The sequence below is a fragment of the Psychrobacter sp. NG254 genome (assembly GCF_015277735.1).
Classification (GTDB): domain Bacteria; phylum Pseudomonadota; class Gammaproteobacteria; order Pseudomonadales; family Moraxellaceae; genus Psychrobacter.
Map to the genome: position 1 here is coordinate 108795 of NZ_JADHDA010000004.1, position 16796 is coordinate 125590.

A 16796-nucleotide genomic window follows, 5' to 3' on the forward strand; every position below is an offset into this window, starting at 1 on the left:
TATAAAAATAGAGCACATTCATGAGTGATACTAAAAACAACCTAACCCATGAGCAATTTATTACCACCGCTATAGAGGCCATTAATACTGAAATATCTGCATTGGCATTGCTGACCGAGCAGATAGATGATCGGTTTGCGCAGGCCTGCGATATTATTTTGGCTTGCAAGGGTCGAGTGGTCGTCACTGGTATGGGTAAATCAGGATTAATCGGACGCAAGATAGCAGCGACCTTTGCATCGACTGGTACGCCAGCTTTCTTTATGCATCCAGGTGAGGCTGGGCATGGCGATTTGGGTATGCTAGTGAAAGGCGACGTACTACTTGCTATCTCAAACTCTGGTGAGTCAGATGAGATTAAAATGCTGTTACCAGTGGTCAAGCATCTGCAAATTCCACTGATCAGTATCAGTCGTGATAAGCGCGGGATGCTGCCACGGGCCGCAGATATCGTGTTGACGCTTGGTCAGTCACAAGAAGCTTGCCCGCTCAATCTTGCACCCACGTCAAGCACGACGGCGACCTTGGCACTTGGTGATGCGTTGGCAGTTGCGCTTGTGCATGCACGCAATTTCACCTCTGAAGACTTTGCACTCTCACATCCGGCCGGTGCATTAGGGCGTCAGCTACTCACTCGTGTCGAAGATCTCATGCATACCCAATCAGATGATCTGCCTTTAATTCATCAGCAAGCGCCCCTCCAACAAGCTTTGTTTACCATGTCTGCTGGGCGCCTAGGTATGACGGTAGTGACCGACGATACTGATAAAGTGGTTGGCGTGTTTACCGATGGTGATTTGCGCCGTGGCTTAGAAAAAGGGATCGATCTCCAGACAACGATGGGTGAGGTCATGGTCAGAAATCCACGCAGTATCAGTAAAACCATGCGCGCCTCAGATGCGCTAAGTGTGATGAATGAAAATGGTATCAGTCAGCTATTGATTATTGATAATGAAGATCGTCTAGAAGCCATTATTACGGTTCATGATTTGCTACAAGCTGGCGTAAAATAGCGTCTGCTTGAGATTGCTAAATTTTCAATATGCTCTAACCGTTAGAGTATTATTCATGATTGAATGATAAATTACGCGCAGATACCACTCAGACTATCAGCCTATAATAAGAGATGACTCATGCAAGATTTGATAAAAAAAGCAGGACAAGTAAAGCTATTGGTTATGGATGTCGATGGTATTTTATCCAATGGTCAAATCATTTATGATGCCAACGGTATTGAGACCAAAGCATTTTCGGTACATGATGGCGTGGGTGTCAAATCACTGGCTCGTTATGGTATTTTGACCGCGATTATTACTGGTCGTAGCAGTGCTATGGTAGATAAACGTGCCCTCGAGATGGGTGTTAACTATGTAGTACAAGGACGTGATGATAAGCTTGTCGCATTGAATGAGCTATTATCCTCTCTTGATCCGGCGCTCAATATTAGCGCTGCTGATTGTGCGTATATGGGTGACGATTTACCAGATATTAAAGCGATGCAAACAGTGGGGTTTGCGGCCACAGTGCCTAATGCTCATGCAGAAGTGATCAAGCGTAGCCATATGGTGACCACTCGTGCAGGTGGCACTGGCGCGGTACGTGAGGTATGTGACCTTATCTTAAAAGGTCACGGAGAATATCAAGACTTTATCTCGCACTATACACTGGATGAGACCCCAAACTAGGATAAACTATCGTGAACACACGTGTTTTAATTGTACTCGCATTAATCATTGCAGGGATTGCTGGTTGGTTCTTTCAGCAGCAAGGAGACGTAACACCGCCAGTCAACATTGAAAGCACTGATGTTGATTATGAGGCCACGGACATAAAAGCCGTTCAAACAAACGATCAAGGCGAAACTGAGTATGAGCTAACGGCGGATTCTTTGACGCACAATCCTGAGACCAATGAGGATGAAATGTCAGGCATTACTATGAATTGGGAGCCTTCACCAGAACAGCGCTACCGTATTCAGGCTGGTAGTGCTGCTATCAGTCAGGAGACAGGAGAGCTCAGTCTGTCCGGAGGTTTTACGCTCGTCAGTGAAGGCAATAAAGACAAGCCTGATGTGGAACCAATAAAAGTAACTGGTAGCGCTCTGAAGGGTAATACAAAGTCAGGTAAAGTATATAGTGAAGCACCTGTGAAGATTGAGCAAGGGATGAACCGGTTCGAAGCCTCTAGTATGACTGCCAATCTTGAGACAGGAGAGTATGAGTTTGGTCAAGTTGCCGTCGATTTTATGCCTGCTGATCGTAAAGACAAAGCGTTGTTTTAGCCAAAAACCAAGATCTCTTTTATCTGTTATATGACATAACCACCATTAGCATGAAGTTTGCAAATCCTATCACCAATTATGAAACGAGTCATTTATATGAAACCTAAATTTTTGCCTACTTTGCGCTCATTAGCAGTACGTTTGGGTCAAGCCGCACCGAGCTTATCTACATTACGTGCTTTGCCAGTGGGTCTGCTAATCGCATTGCCATTGTATAGTCATGCATTACCGTCAGATGCCAATCAGCAAATAAAATTGCTAGCGGACAAGGCCACTTACAGCGAGCGTACAGGTATCACAAGTTACTCAGGTGGTGTTGTTATTACTCAGGGTACCTTTAAAATGACGGCCGACAATATCACGGTCAATCTATCGCAGCAGCGTAGTATCAATTCTGCCGTAGCGACAGGTCGTCCAGCCACCATGCAGCAAATCGTGACTCAAGAAAAAGGCTTAGCAAAAGGCCAAGCCAATAAAATTGATTATAATGCAGTATCTGGCATCATTACTTTAACAGGAAACGCCAAGTTGGTTCAGAATGGTGCAAGCTTTGCGGGTAATGTGATTCGCTATAGCCTAAAAGCAGGTGATGTAGAAGCCACTGCTGGTGGTAACCAGCGAGTAGAGTTGGTATTCCCGCCTAGTAGCAGCAACAGCCAGAGTGGTGTGCGCTAATCTAGCCATCAGTCTATAGTAGAGGCGTGTGTGTTTTTAATAGTGCCTAAATTTTGTGAAAGTAAGAGTAAGTTATGAGCGATAATCAAAACATAGATCCATTGGTGTCAAGTGCTAACACAGCGCCTGTCGCTCGACTGACAATGCAAAATTTGGGCAAGCGCTATGGTAAGCGTTGGGTGGTCAAAGATGTTTCGTTCTCTGTTGACCAAGGGCAAGTGGTTGGACTGCTAGGCCCTAATGGTGCAGGTAAGACGACCAGTTTTTATATGGTAGTTGGTCTAGTCAATATGGACAAAGGCCGTGTCACGCTAGGAAAAATGGACTTGTCCAAATATGCCATGCATGAGCGTGCTCGTGCAGGTATCGGGTATTTACCGCAAGAAGCATCGATTTTTCGTAAGTTGTCTATCGAAGATAATATTTTAGCTATTTTGCAGACCCGTACAGAATTGAGCAAAGCTGAACAGCAGCAAGAGCTTGAAAAATTGATCGGTGAGTTCCATTTAGAACATGTACGTAGCTCACTTGGTATGAGTGTCTCGGGCGGTGAGCGTCGTCGCTGTGAAATCGCACGTGCGTTAGCAGCCGACCCTAAATTTATATTGTTAGATGAGCCTTTTGCTGGGGTTGATCCCATCTCTGTTGGCGATATCAAAGATGTTATCTTGACGCTAAAAAACCGCGGTATTGGTGTGTTAATCACTGACCATAATGTTCGTGACACTTTGGCTATCTGTGAAAAAGCCTATATCGTTTCAGAAGGCGCTATCATTGCTGAAGGCACCTCATCTGAAGTCTTGGAAAATGATTTGGTAAAATCTGTCTACTTAGGTAAAGATTTCCAAGTATAATCCAGAAATACTGTTGAATTTTTCTCATATATATACTGACTGCTGGCTTTATAGTTGCGATAAATGCATAAAGCCAGTCAGAATATACTCCTTTATCTAAAAGATAGCCTGTCATACTGATGGCTGACTGCTCATCATCAGCACTCTTACATTCGCTCTCATATCAATTTGCTCTCACAAAAATAATCATATTCTATTCATTATTCTCGACTGATCATCTGAATAAGGCTCATAAGTCATGGCAAAAAATAAAAGCAGTTATGTCTGTCAGCATTGCGGCGCGCATTTTGGTAAATGGGCAGGGCAGTGTACAGATTGCGGTGAATGGAACAGTTTGGTTGAAGCCCCCAACGTCAGTATGCCGCATCATAACAAAACCGCTTCTAAGCCCGCCGCAAATCGAGCAGCACCTCGCGCATCAGGTGGCACGCCAGCTGGTAACTATGCAGGTACACATAGTGCGGTTATGCCGCTCAATGCGGTCAGCATAGGATTGGACACGCGCTTGCCAACAGGCATTGGTGAGTTTGACCGTGTGCTTGGTGGCGGTTTAGTGGCCGGGTCTGTGGTGTTGATCGGTGGTGACCCTGGTATCGGTAAATCGACTATTCTATTGCAGACAGCGACTAACATGGCACGAGCAGATTCACTGGCAGGGAGTGCTCTGTATGTAACTGGTGAAGAATCGCTTGCACAGGTGGCGATGCGAGCTAAGCGCTTAGATTTGCCTGCTGATAGGCTCAGGGTACTGGCTGAGACCAATGTGGAAACCATCTGTGCAGCATTGACTCAAGAGCAGCCAGCCATTGCCATTATTGACTCTATTCAAACTATCTACACCGACGCTATCAATTCTGCACCGGGCGGGGTCAGCCAGATCAGAGAGTCAGCAGCGATTTTGACGCGTTACGCGAAGCAAACGGGTACGGCTCTGTTTTTGGTCGGCCATGTGACCAAAGAAGGTACCTTAGCAGGGCCACGCGTGCTTGAGCATATGGTTGACACGGTACTGTATTTTGAAGGCCAGTCAGACTCTAAATTTCGAATGATTCGAGCAGTCAAAAACCGCTTTGGGGCAGTCAATGAATTGGGGATATTTGGCATGACCGATATGGGTCTAAAGGAAGTTGCCAATCCATCAGCGATATTTTTGAGTCGTTATGACAAACCTGTTGCAGGATCTGTAGTGATGGTCAGCCGTGAAGGGACGCGTCCCTTATTGGTCGAAGTGCAGGCTTTGGTTGATGATTCTCAAGGCTCGCCCAGACGTATGGCATTGGGCCTCGACTTTCAGCGCTTGTCGATGCTATTGGCAGTCATGCACCGTCATGGCGGTATTCATACCAGTGGACAGGACGTCTATGTCAATGTGGTGGGCGGTGTTAAAGTCATAGAAACTGGATCTGACTTAGCCGTGCTATTGGCGTGCGCATCAAGTATTAAAGAGCGAGCATTGCCCTCATCATTGGCTGTGTTTGGTGAAGTGGGTTTATCTGGTGAAATTCGCCCAGTACCTAATGGTCAAGAGCGCCTAAAAGAAGCAATGAAGCATGGGTTTAAACATGCGATTATTCCAAAGGCCAATGCGCCTACTAAGAATGCACCTCAGTTTAAGGGAATCAATGTAATCGCGGTCGAGCGTCTTGATGAGGCGATTGAAAGTGCGTTTGAGCTATAGTTGATTCAGTTTAAAAGAGGTACGTTAGAAATAGCGTTCTGCTAGGATAAATTTTGCTCTCTTGCTGTGCGCTTCGCACTCCAGAGGCTTCGTAAGATTCATCCCAGAAGCATGGTATTGTTTTTAAATTGAATGATTGATTCTGTAATGTTTTTCCTTAATGCACAATAAATATGGTTCGACTGAAAAGCATAAAATTCAGCCACAAAAAAGCGCCTAACTACAAGTGAGTTAGGCGCTTTTTATGGTGTCATATTTATTTTACTCTAGCGAGGTGGCGCTCTGAGTATTTATATATTAAGCCTAGGATTAAGGTCCTGAAACACGCTCAATCGCGACGTTGCCAACACCTTTGCTTGTGATGCCCAAACGTTTAGCAGCACCATAAGATAAGTCTAATACACGGTTACCATGGAATGGACCACGATCATTTACTTTTACCACGACACTCTTACCATTAGTTTTATTGGTTACTTTTACATAGCAGTTCAACGGTAGTGAGCGATGCGCTGCTGTCAAACCGTTCATATCAAAGGTTTCACCACTGGCTGTTTTACGACCATGGAATTTACGACCATACCAAGAGGCAAGACCTGTCTGCTTAAACTTGCTCACTGAATTAGAAGCGACTGCTGTTAGGCGTTCTAATACATCTTCATCATTACTCACTTGTGAGGTATCACTAGCGAGCAAAGAGCTATTAAGTGCAAGAGATGTCGGTTGACGAGCTGATTTTACCAAGCTAGATGCACCGTCATGTTGACGGCTAAGCTCACCCAGTACACGGTCGATATGGGAAGCGTTGTCTTGCGACATGATCGCAAGGGAGGTTTTTGGTTCTACAGCGTTTGCATTTGTAACAACTGCAGAGCCAGCAAACAAAACTGCTGACATTGTAAGTAAACCAGATAAACGCTTATTCATAAATACCTCTATAACTTATACATCAAAACCTAATGCTAAAACTTCAGATAGAATGTGACAATATTGGATCAATCCAGTAGTGGCGCAGACTTTAGAGCATTTATATTAATCTTTTATTTTTTTGGGGATTAATACAAAGGTCTCTATAGGTTTCAATCTATGATAGTGTTCATTTTATTATCACAAGCAATAGGCATAACGGCCAAAATTACTGGTGATACCCTCAAATGATCGTTAGCGACATTCATCTAATATTTTGCTTTAGAATAAAAATCGAGTACCAGTGTCACTGTACGATTTACTGAATATGTTGTATTTATCAAGTATTCAATAAACCCGCTATCTACACTATGTAATTAATCGTCTAAAGTAATGCTTTGTTATTAAACCGTTAATTAAGTAGTGAATTTGAAAGCGTGAAATCTACAAGATGCTAACTATACGGCCAAGCTACAACCAAAATATAATTAAGTGCAAAGTTTATTAGTGACTGTGTACGGGTTGTGTATCAATGTACAGTTAAAAGAGGTTAACGCAATTTTTTGTAAAAAACAAGGAATAAAATATTTCAGCTAGGATTGACAATCACTAGAGGATAAGTAGTTTATCTTCGATAAAATTAAGACATAAGCAATTAAATAACAATTACTTATGTCAGCTTTGTGACTACAATGAGAGTGATGCGTAAGGCAGATTATGTAGTATTTGTTAAAAGTAACAAGATATGAATGAGATGAATGTGGTTCAAATTCTATTCTGACTCAGAATTTTCACAGGCTATTTTAGGGCACATAAGGAACAATATTGGAGCAAAGTTCTTGCTCAGGGAGGCTTTATAATGTGCCCTAATATAGGGTCAGCCCGATTTATGGGTGTGAATAGACATGAGCAAACCAAACCCTGCCATGAGCGTCACGATAGCAGTACCACCATAGCTAATGAACGGTAATGGAACACCAACCACAGGCAAAATACCACCAACCATCCCAACATTGACAAAGATGTAAACGAAGAAAGACATAGAAATTGCGCCTGCCAATAATCTGCTATAAATATCAGGATGCGTGATCGCAATATATAATGCACGTGTCAGCAGACAAGAATAAATAAACATGAGAAGCATCACGCCAAATAGACCGAACTCTTCGGAAAAAGCGGCAATAATAAAATCGGTATGACCTTCTGGTAAAAAATGAAGATGTGACTGTGTGCCTTCCAAATACCCTTTACCCGTTAATCCGCCTGATCCAATGGCAGTTTTTGACTGAATGATATTCCACCCAGCACCTTGTATATCAGCTTCGGGGTTGAGTAGGGTAAGAACGCGCGTACGCTGATAGTCATGCAATAAAAAATTCCATGCAAAAGCGACAAAAGGTATTGCTAAAATGACAGCAGCAGAAATCAAACGCCAAGACAGTCCTGCCAAAAATAAGACGAACATGCCGCTCGCAGCGACCAGTAATGAGGTACCAAGATCTGGTTCTTTGGCAATCAATAATACGGGTACGACAATCAATGCCAAAGTGATCGCGATACTAGAGGCTGATGGCGGCAAATCACGCTTTGACAAAAACCAAGCACACATCATTGGCATACCAAGCTTCATAAATTCTGAGGGTTGGACGCTACCGAATCCAGGTAAATTGATCCAGCGCTGAGCCCCCATACGCACTTCACCAATGATGTCGACCAATATCAACAAGATAAGTCCTAGCACATAAAATATGGGCGTAAAGCTACGATAAAGGCTTGGCGGTATCTGTGCCATGATGAACATAACGACAAATGCCACACCATAGCTGACCATCTGACGTATGACCATGCCAATATCTTGACTAGCGGCACTGTATAAAATGGTCAAACCAATGCAACAAACGGTCAGCAGGAGTAGGGTTAACCATGGATCAATATGGATACGTTGCCAGAGTGTTGGCGCATGACCTTGGCCTAAGTGATGGCTTTGGCGTGAAAAACGATATTGCGGGTTAGATGACATAGGCAGAGTTTGGCTGGCAGTTGGTGTAAGAGAAGCGCGCGATCTGAAAATTCGGTATCAATGAGCGTATCATGCAAATACCATCAGAAATTAGAAGGCTACAATGAGTCAAATAAAAGTGCACAGACAATAAAATAAGCAGATGGTTCACGCTCAGGTAATAAAGTCACATAATTATAACCATAATGAGGATAAGTGTTAATTACGAATATTAGGCCTCTGATTATAGGCGATAGTTTAGCCTGCTTGATAAAAATTTGATAGTATCGATAAAACGTTTTTAGCGGTAGTCTCTTGCAATGATAAAGTCAAAAATCCATGCCCGTAGGTACATCACTCAGCCTATTATCACATTCGTTGTGTGCGCGAGCAGTATCTCTGCTCATGCTGATCTCGTCAGTGACCATACTGAACGCCGTATTCAAATACGTCAAGGCAGTAATGCTTATATTAGCTCACCGAGTAACTCCTCAAATCCACGCTCTGCGGCCACTACACTGAGCGACACAAATACTGCTAGTGGCGATAGTATGCAAAGCTTAATTGTGCAAAAACAGCGCGATTTTGAGTTGGATGCTCGTTTGTCTATCGAAGAGAGTAAGCGTGTCAACGTCGTGAGACGAACACCTACTTATAACACGGTCTATAGTAATAATGGCAGCTACAGTACGCCAAATAATACCTATAACCGTACTCAGAACAATGCTATGGATATGAACTTTACCGCATGGCTCAACAGTAATAGCTACCGTGCTCAGCAAGTCTCAGAATATCAGCGTTATCTCGGATCACGAATTGGGGCACAGAACGTACCACCGCTGGAGCAATTATTGAGCACTGCGCGCAGTTGGGATAAGTGTGGTTACGAGCCATATCAGTTACCACCGCAAGAGCTGTGGCAGAATGTTGTACCCACTTTACGCTTGTATAGCGAACTCAAAAACCAAGGAATTTTGCCACTGAGCAGTGAGATACGCTCAGTATATCGCAGTCCTGGACTCAATCAGTGTGCAGGCGGCGCTGATAGTAGTAAACATATGAATGCAAGTGCGATAGATATTTGGGTGCCAGAGTACGAAGACAACTCATGGCGTCTGAGCACGATGCAAGACGGTCTATGTCAATTTTGGCAATATCAAGGACAGCCTTATAATTTTGGCCTAGGTCTATATGCGACGGGTGCCATTCATCTAGACACGGACGGCTATCGTAAATGGGGTTTTAATCATGCCAGTAGTAGCTCTTCTTGCCGCTACTAGACCGACTATCGTCAATTCTCTATAAATTAGATACGATGTCAGTCTCGCTTAGTCTACTATCTGTAGTACTTTCACCCGGCTTCCTTGTATTTAAATTATATTGAACCGACTATCGTCAATCAATCTAAGTAGCAAGTAGGCAGTGGCTTAGCAAGCGAGTAGATACTTGGTAAATGAAAATAATTTGATCAAAATCAAGGTGGCAACAGCTAAGTATTAGGCATTCATATAAATGCCATATTTTGAATATAATATACCTACCTACTTGATAATGGTTAAAAAAAAGGTAAAATACAGAGTTGAACACACAAGTTCACTGAAAATTTGTTTAGAATTATAAAAGTGTGCTTTAATATCCTAAGATCATTCTTTACCTTTGTATCCTTGACGTACGTAAAGGAATATGTCCACGTTTATGGTAAGCGAAATCTATGAAAAATTATCATTTGGTCCGATACAGCAAGCGAGATAAAATCCCCCGACATCTGCCGCGTTCACATGCCATAAACAGTGCGTTGCTAGGAGCGGCATTTTTGTCTATGCTATTCATGAGTGGCTGTAGCTCAGAGGCATCTACTGATAACAGTGCCCTAGTCACAGACCCTTCCATTCAACATTTAGACGCAAACATACAGAGCTCTGCCAATATAGAAGAAAGCATCAAAAATTCTTATGCTCGTTTGGCCTCAAAACGCTCTGATGTCTGTCCAAAATTGCTACAAGATGAGCAAAGAAGTCAAACGATTGAGCGTATCTCTGAAGTCATGGTAAATGATTACTGTGATTATTTTTTATATCCAGAAGAGGGTCAAGAGCTTTCTGTCAAAGTTGATAATAATCAAATAGAAACATTGCTCATCGTACCGACGCTGCATAATTTTGCCAATGGCAATTATCAGGTAACGTCATATGATAAGCATGTCGTTCGACTGAGCTACAACGGTGCAACGCACAAGCCTGAATCACTTACCTATAATGTTGCTATCAAGTTATCTGATAAACAGTATTTATAATAGTAGCCATTGTCTTTAGTGGTCAACTAAAAGACAGTGACTTGAAAACGCCTGATAGCCTATGACTGACAAATATCATAATGTATCAAATGTGCCAATGATGATCAGCGTCAGCATCAATATTGTGAACAGTATGACTTACTGACACTTATCCTGCATCGAGTTGGTTTACGATACCCTGTATTATTGATTTATTGTTTGTTTGAATTTTTTGCCGACGTCTTTTTTGTCCAAGGATCTTCTTGACCCACGGTCACAATCAAAAAATTATCAGGCTGTAGCGTACTGCGCAGGGTATTATTAACCCCTGTAAGCGTGACTTGATCGATACGATCAGTATAATCTGCCAGATAGCTGCTAGGCAGCTGATAAAAATTCATCATTGCCAGTAGCCCATTGATTCCTGCATTACTCGAAAACCCCATCGGAAAGCTATTTTTAAGATTGTCTGTCGTCAGGCGCATCTCATCTTTGGTGATACCAGTTGCTAACGTTTTATCGATGACGTCTAAGCTGGCATCGATGGCCGCGCGCGCTTTATCATTGCGTGTCGAGAACCCAATTTGATAAGGGCCTCGCGCCAACATCGGGCTCATTGAACCTGAAATCCCATAGGTATATCCCAAGTTCTGTCTAATTTCAGTCATTAATCGAGCATTGAAGTCACTACCTGCCATCACTTCATTACCCACTGCAAAGTTGGTCTGCTGCTGCTGAGCGATTGGGTCAGTCGCTCGCTGACTGCCCAATTGTCCCATCAGTACGGTAGTCTGAGTGCTTGGAAATGGGATATGGATATGTTTTGCTTGGGTTAATGGTGCAGGCTCAGGTAATTTGGCAGCTATTTGACCCGCAGGCAGTTGATCAGTGATGTCTTCAGCCATTTTTTTCGCTTGCTGCAATGTCAGATTACCAGTCATAGAGAGTGAAGCATTGGCTGCAACCAAATAGCGATTCTTAAAATCTATCAGGTGTTGCTGCTCAATAGTAGGGATGCTCTCTAGTGTGCCGACGGATGGATGCGCATAAGGATGGCTGCCATATAAAGCATTGTCAAAAGCAATGCTGGCAAGGCTGTTAGGGTCTTGTTTTTGCTGCTGTAAGCCGACCAGTAACCTTGCTTTATTACGGGCTAGCACCTCATTGTTGAATGCAGGTTCATTCACCATTTGGGTCATTAAATCAATAGCAGGTAATAGATGTTTGTCATCAGACAGACTGCGTAGGGAGACGATAAACATGTCTTTGTACGCGTTACTGCTTAGGTTGATGCCTAATGTTTCAACGGCACGAGTGAATGCATTTTCATCTAGGCTCTTTGAGCCTTGTTCAAGCATGGTCGCGGTCATATTGGCAATACCAAAACCGTCTTTTCTAATGCTATCGTCGCGCGCGCTACCAGCATTAAAGCGCAGATCAATATCAACAATCGGCAGCGCCGTGGTCTGTACAAAAAGTACGGTGACGCCAGCCTTGGTTTTAAAGGATTGAATGTTTGGCACCGTGACTTTTAAAGGCTTGCTATCATCAATGCTGGTCAGTGTAGCTAGGGCAGCAATGGGCGCACTCGTATCGACGATGGAAGGCGCACGAGCGTCTTCAGCGCTAGCAATGTCTGCTTGAGCCGTATTCATAGATAAACTCAAGGCAAAAAAGACACCAGTACTAAGGACAGATAACTTTTTAAAGGAGATGGTGCTGTTTTTTTGGGTCAGTCGGGCAACATTTGAAGCGGCTGATCTTGTTTGCACACCATATTGATTCTGAGTCATGATTTTCTTCTTATTGAGAATGCGGTTTTATCGTCATTTTTATTAGACGTCTGATAATAGATGACAGCTATTTTACTTTTGCTGTGTTTTCTTTGGGCGGCACGATATGCATCACCGTCAAGTTATCTTTAACCAAGTATTTTTTGCTAGCGGATTGAATGTCAGCCACACTGATATCATCGAGTTTGGTCGGTAGCGTCGCAAGTAGCCTATCATCTAGACCGATAGATTGTAATGAGCCAATCATGCGGGCTTGTCCTTCCATGCTGTCTTGCGCATAGACCAGACCCGTGACCGCGTTGGTTTTCGCACGGCTGATTTCGTCTGCGGCAATAGGATCTGTTTTAAGTTTCTCTATCTCTAACGTGATGGCTTGTTGTGCTTGTTCTAAGCTGACACCTTCTCGCGGTGTTGCTTGAATCAAAAACAGCCCATCGCCACGATCAAGCAAGTCATAAGAAGTACCAACGGTCGTTAGTAGGCCTTGCTCACGTATCAGGCGACTCTCTAAGCGTGCAGCTAGCCCACCATCGAGTACGTCTTGCGCCAACGACAGGGCATACGCTTGTTTCGTATCATTGGCTCCCGCCGTGATAAGGCTCGGTACGTTGTAACCCATAAGTAAAACAGGCACCTGTACCGCTTGTTCCGAGTCTACTTTTTGATAACCGCGAAAGCCTTTTTGACTGACAGCGGCACGTTTGGGTAGGTTGCTTGGCGCAAGCTCACCGAAGTAACGTTTGACTTGAGTTAATACTTCTTCAGGTTGTACATCACCTACGATCACCAAGGTGGCATTGTTTGGCGCATACCATGTTTTGTACCAGTCCTTTAAGTCTGGCAGCGTGATGGATTGCAGCTCGTTCATAGGTCCGATGACAGACTCGCCTTTTGGACTGTTAGGCAGTGCGAGTAATCGAAATGACTCATAGGCTTTGGCGAGAGGGTTATCGTCTGTACGTTGACGACGTTCCTCCATAACGACTTGGTGTTCTTTGGCAAATTCTTTATCATTAAAGATAAGGTTTTTCATGCGATCTGCCTCAAGCTCTAGTGCTAGAGGCATTCGATTGGCTGGGAATAGCTCGTAGTAACCAGTATAGTCATAACTGGTAAACGCGTTGTTTACTCCGCCAAATTTAGCAATAAGCCGCTCATAATCATCGCTTGATACATTCGTCGTACCCTTGAACATCATATGCTCGAGCAAGTGAGATATGCCCCCTTTATCAAGTGGCTCATCTGCTGAACCTACCCGATACCAGATCTGGGTCATGGCGACTGGGGCACGGTGATCTTCTTTTATGACGATTTTTAGACCATTTTCTAACTGATATTCATGTCGACCCGACATATCCATTGCCAATGCTGATGGCTGAGCCTCTGCGCTTGTGCTGTGTTCATCCAAAATATTTTTAGTCGATGCCTCTACCACTGTGCTTTTAGCTGCCATAGCAGAATGAGACTGTTTCGTGGTCGTCGTGGTCTGACAGGCGCTAAGAGTGGTGGCTAATGCTAAGGCATAGGCAATGCGTAAGGGAGTAGCATAGAGTGGTAAGGACAATGACATGGTATGGTCTGCTTATATAAACAATGACTGAAAATATTGACGATAGCAATAAAAGGTATTACAAAGAGGTTTGCGCGCCAACCAAGACACTAGCGGTCGGTCTAAACTCTTGCGTGGTACTGCAACCGGTTGTAAACAGAACAATCGCTGTTAGTAGCATAGGCATACTAATCGCGGTAAGTCTTTTGCTATGGCTTGATAATACTTTCATGGGTGATTCCTAATAATTTTTATAAATATAGCTTCATAGATTAAGTTAAGTTCAGTCTATTGCGGGTCAGATTTTTGTGTCCAAACCTTAAGCAAGACTTTCTCAAATCGTTTAGAAATTTTTTGAGCGGACAAATTTTGATGCTAAGGCATGTCCTCAATTCAACCGATGGTCATCTAAATGGATTAAAAATGGCTAAATTTTGCCAAGCGGCGTCAAATAGCTGGCTAATATCTCGATATTATCTGCGCTATTTTCCTTGTTTGACTGCAATTTATCTCATTTTTATCACCATTTTTAAAATGAGGACGCGCCCTAGTCTATAATGGTAGGGGCTGAGCACGACTTGAATTATGCTAAAATGGGCTAAAACGAATTGTCATGTCACCGGAAAACTCATGACAATCTACAAATCCACTGATAATAAACAAATAATTGATAGTGATAATTTTTAGGGCAAACTTATGAATAACCAAAATAATAGCAATCGTGTGGTCATCAACTTGGATGATGGTCTTGACGACTTAGATGACGACGATATTACCTTACCCAGTCTACCGGTGCAATCTGTGCCCATCATTGATGATGCTGAGAGTGTCGCGCCGCAAAAGGACAGTACGGTAAATCAAGACGTCTCAAGCAATGATGCAGCAGAAAATATTGCTTTGGCGACGCCGATTGTCATGACAGAAGAACATAACGTACCTAAAGGTAACTCCGAAAGTTTCTCAAACGCCAAAGAAGCAGACGCTACGAGCAAAGCCAATACTGCGCCGACCATGCCACTGCAAGCGCAATTAGGGGATACACCAAGCGTGAGTCCAGTTGCGAGTAATGATGCACAAACGGCTACTCCAAAAGAGCCGGCAGTAGAGTCACAAGAGACTCAAGAAAATAAAAAGAAGGGCAGCTGGTTTAATCGCATGAAGACGGGGCTGAGTAAGTCACGTAAGAACTTAGCCGAAGGTATGGTCAGCATTCTTATCGGTGGTAAAGAGATCGATGACGAGCTATTAGAAGAAGTCGAAGATCAGCTATTGGTGGCTGATATTGGTGTCAACGCGACAAATCGTATTATCAAGAGCCTCACCGAGCAGACCGCCCGTGGTGATTTGATTTATGCACACTCACTATATAAAGCATTGCAAAGTGAGCTGGTTGATATCCTCACACCAAAAGTTGCACCTTTAGTGATTGATACCAGCAAAAAACCATTTGTTATATTAGTCGTAGGCGTCAATGGTGTGGGCAAAACCACAACCATCGGCAAGCTTGCCAAACGCTTACAAGGCGAGGGCAAATCAGTCATGCTGGCAGCAGGCGATACGTTCCGTGCGGCAGCTACCGAGCAGCTACAGATCTGGGGTGAGCGCAATCATATCCCAGTGGTGGCGCAAGGTCATGGCTCTGACAGTGCTTCAGTCATTTTTGATGCGATGCAGTCTGCCAAAGCAAAAAACATTGATGTACTCATCGCCGATACCGCTGGACGTCTGCAAAACAAGACACATCTGATGGCAGAGTTAGAGAAAGTCGTCCGTGTGATGCGAAAAGCCGATCCGAGCGCGCCGCATGAAGGTATGATTGTACTGGATGCTGGCACGGGTCAAAATGCTATTAATCAAGTTGAGCTGTTTAATAAGGTTGTGCCGCTGACAGGTATTACTATTACGAAGCTAGACGGTACGGCTAAAGGTGGTGTGGTATTTAATATCGCTGAAACGACTGACGTGCCTATTCGCTATATTGGTGTGGGTGAATCGATTGATGACTTACGTTCTTTTAGTCCGAAGCAGTTTGTCGCCGCCTTATTTGAGACCGATGATAAAGAATAAGATAGCCAGTTTCAGCTAGTAAATCATTTTTAAGATAATTTGGAAGTAGAAGCCATGATAGTTACCACAGCAGCCTTCGGATCACATCGATTAACGCTAATCGCCCGTGTCAACGAGCATGGTCACCCTATGCTCGTTGAAGCCAATTGGCTGCTGGCAGGTAACTCATGGCATAGCTCAAAATCTGTGCCTAAACTTAAAAAGTATTATGGTCTAGTAGATCAAGACTTTACCTTTATAGACAGTAATAGCCTAGGCATGAATGATGCTACTCAAGCATTATTAATAGAAGCCATTTTCCAGCTCAAAGATTATGCTGATGGTAAACGTAAGACGTTGGATTTGCCTCTAGATTTTTCTATGGGCACTGATTTCCAGCAAAGAGTATGGCAAGCATTGCAAGACATCAACTATGGCGAAACGATTAGCTATGCCACATTAGCAAAGCGTGTGGACAGTCCAAAAGGGTTTCGCGCGGTTGCGCAGGCCAATGGCAAAAACCCTTTTAGTATCATTGTTCCGTGTCACCGAGTCATTGCGAGCGATGGCACGCTTGGTGGTTATACCGGCGGATTGGATAAAAAGAGATTCTTGTTAGGCTTAGAAGGGGTAGACTGTTAGAGCATGTCAACGCTGTCTATTGATGATTGAGCCTATAAAAAATGCCAAACCCATATCAGGGTTTGGCGTTTTTTTATATGAGAATAAGTCACAGTATTGTAGGT

14 protein-coding genes and 1 pseudogene are annotated in these 16796 nt (G+C 43.6%); 10 read left to right on the plus strand and 5 right to left on the minus strand.

Translation table 11 applies throughout. From position 1 onward, the window contains the following. Positions 1–20 precede the first annotated feature (20 nt). The 6 genes from IP510_RS07955 (at position 21) to radA (ending at position 5488) form a co-directional block, all read left to right on the plus strand. The gene (locus IP510_RS07955) at positions 21–1013 is read left to right on the plus strand and encodes a KpsF/GutQ family sugar-phosphate isomerase (protein WP_194364255.1); all 993 of its coding nucleotides are present in this window, start codon (positions 21–23) and stop codon (positions 1011–1013) included. Between the two features lie 120 nt (positions 1014–1133). Then, positions 1134–1685 (plus strand): KdsC family phosphatase, encoded by a 552-nt coding sequence (locus IP510_RS07960; protein ID WP_194364256.1) that lies wholly within the window; start codon positions 1134–1136, stop codon positions 1683–1685. Positions 1686–1696: 11 nt separating this feature from the next. After that, positions 1697–2281, plus strand: coding sequence for an LPS export ABC transporter periplasmic protein LptC (lptC, locus tag IP510_RS07965; protein WP_194364257.1), 585 nt, complete (start codon positions 1697–1699; stop codon positions 2279–2281). 96 nt (positions 2282–2377) lie between these two features. After that, positions 2378–2956, plus strand: a complete 579-nt coding sequence (gene lptA / locus IP510_RS07970; RefSeq protein WP_194364258.1) for a lipopolysaccharide transport periplasmic protein LptA — start codon at positions 2378–2380, stop codon at positions 2954–2956. A gap of 74 nt (positions 2957–3030) precedes the next feature. Next, a complete protein-coding gene (lptB, locus tag IP510_RS07975; RefSeq protein ID WP_194364259.1) occupies positions 3031–3810 on the plus strand; it encodes an LPS export ABC transporter ATP-binding protein in 780 nt (259 codons plus the stop codon). 238 nt (positions 3811–4048) lie between these two features. Beyond that, a complete protein-coding gene (gene radA, locus IP510_RS07980) occupies positions 4049–5488 on the plus strand; it encodes a DNA repair protein RadA (RefSeq protein WP_194364260.1) in 1440 nt (479 codons plus the stop codon). Positions 5489–5797: 309 nt separating this feature from the next. On the opposite strand, the pseudogene IP510_RS13955 reads toward radA, so the two are convergent. After that, a pseudogene (locus IP510_RS13955) lies at positions 5798–6139 on the minus strand (septal ring lytic transglycosylase RlpA family protein); the annotation flags it as partial. A gap of 1129 nt (positions 6140–7268) precedes the next feature. Further along, positions 7269–8411, minus strand: coding sequence for a rod shape-determining protein RodA (gene rodA, locus IP510_RS07990; protein WP_194364262.1), 1143 nt, complete (start codon positions 8409–8411; stop codon positions 7269–7271). 299 nt (positions 8412–8710) lie between these two features. Here rodA and IP510_RS07995 point away from each other — a divergent pair, with 299 nt between their 5' ends. Further along, positions 8711–9670, plus strand: coding sequence for a D-Ala-D-Ala carboxypeptidase family metallohydrolase (locus tag IP510_RS07995; protein WP_194364263.1), 960 nt, complete (start codon positions 8711–8713; stop codon positions 9668–9670). A 431-nt stretch (positions 9671–10101) separates the two neighbouring features. After that, a complete protein-coding gene (locus IP510_RS08000; RefSeq protein ID WP_194364264.1) occupies positions 10102–10683 on the plus strand; it encodes a hypothetical protein in 582 nt (193 codons plus the stop codon). A 191-nt stretch (positions 10684–10874) separates the two neighbouring features. Here IP510_RS08000 and IP510_RS08005 read toward each other — a convergent pair whose 3' ends face one another. The 3 genes from IP510_RS08005 to IP510_RS08015 all read right to left on the minus strand — a co-directional run bounded on the left by IP510_RS08005 (position 10875) and on the right by IP510_RS08015 (position 14236). Next, positions 10875–12455 carry a M16 family metallopeptidase gene (locus tag IP510_RS08005; protein ID WP_194364265.1) on the minus strand — a complete coding sequence of 527 codons (1581 nt, stop codon included), beginning with the start codon at positions 12453–12455 and terminating at the stop codon, positions 10875–10877. 67 nt (positions 12456–12522) lie between these two features. Then, positions 12523–14025, minus strand: a complete 1503-nt coding sequence (locus tag IP510_RS08010) for a M16 family metallopeptidase (RefSeq protein ID WP_227669589.1) — start codon at positions 14023–14025, stop codon at positions 12523–12525. Between the two features lie 58 nt (positions 14026–14083). Further along, positions 14084–14236, minus strand: coding sequence for a hypothetical protein (locus IP510_RS08015; protein ID WP_194364266.1), 153 nt, complete (start codon positions 14234–14236; stop codon positions 14084–14086). A 923-nt stretch (positions 14237–15159) separates the two neighbouring features. Here IP510_RS08015 and ftsY point away from each other — a divergent pair. Next, positions 15160–16071, plus strand: a complete 912-nt coding sequence (gene ftsY, locus IP510_RS08020) for a signal recognition particle-docking protein FtsY (RefSeq protein WP_320159125.1) — start codon at positions 15160–15162, stop codon at positions 16069–16071. 54 nt (positions 16072–16125) lie between these two features. After that, positions 16126–16692 (plus strand): methylated-DNA--[protein]-cysteine S-methyltransferase, encoded by a 567-nt coding sequence (locus IP510_RS08025; protein ID WP_194364267.1) that lies wholly within the window; start codon positions 16126–16128, stop codon positions 16690–16692. Positions 16693–16796 lie beyond the last annotated feature (104 nt).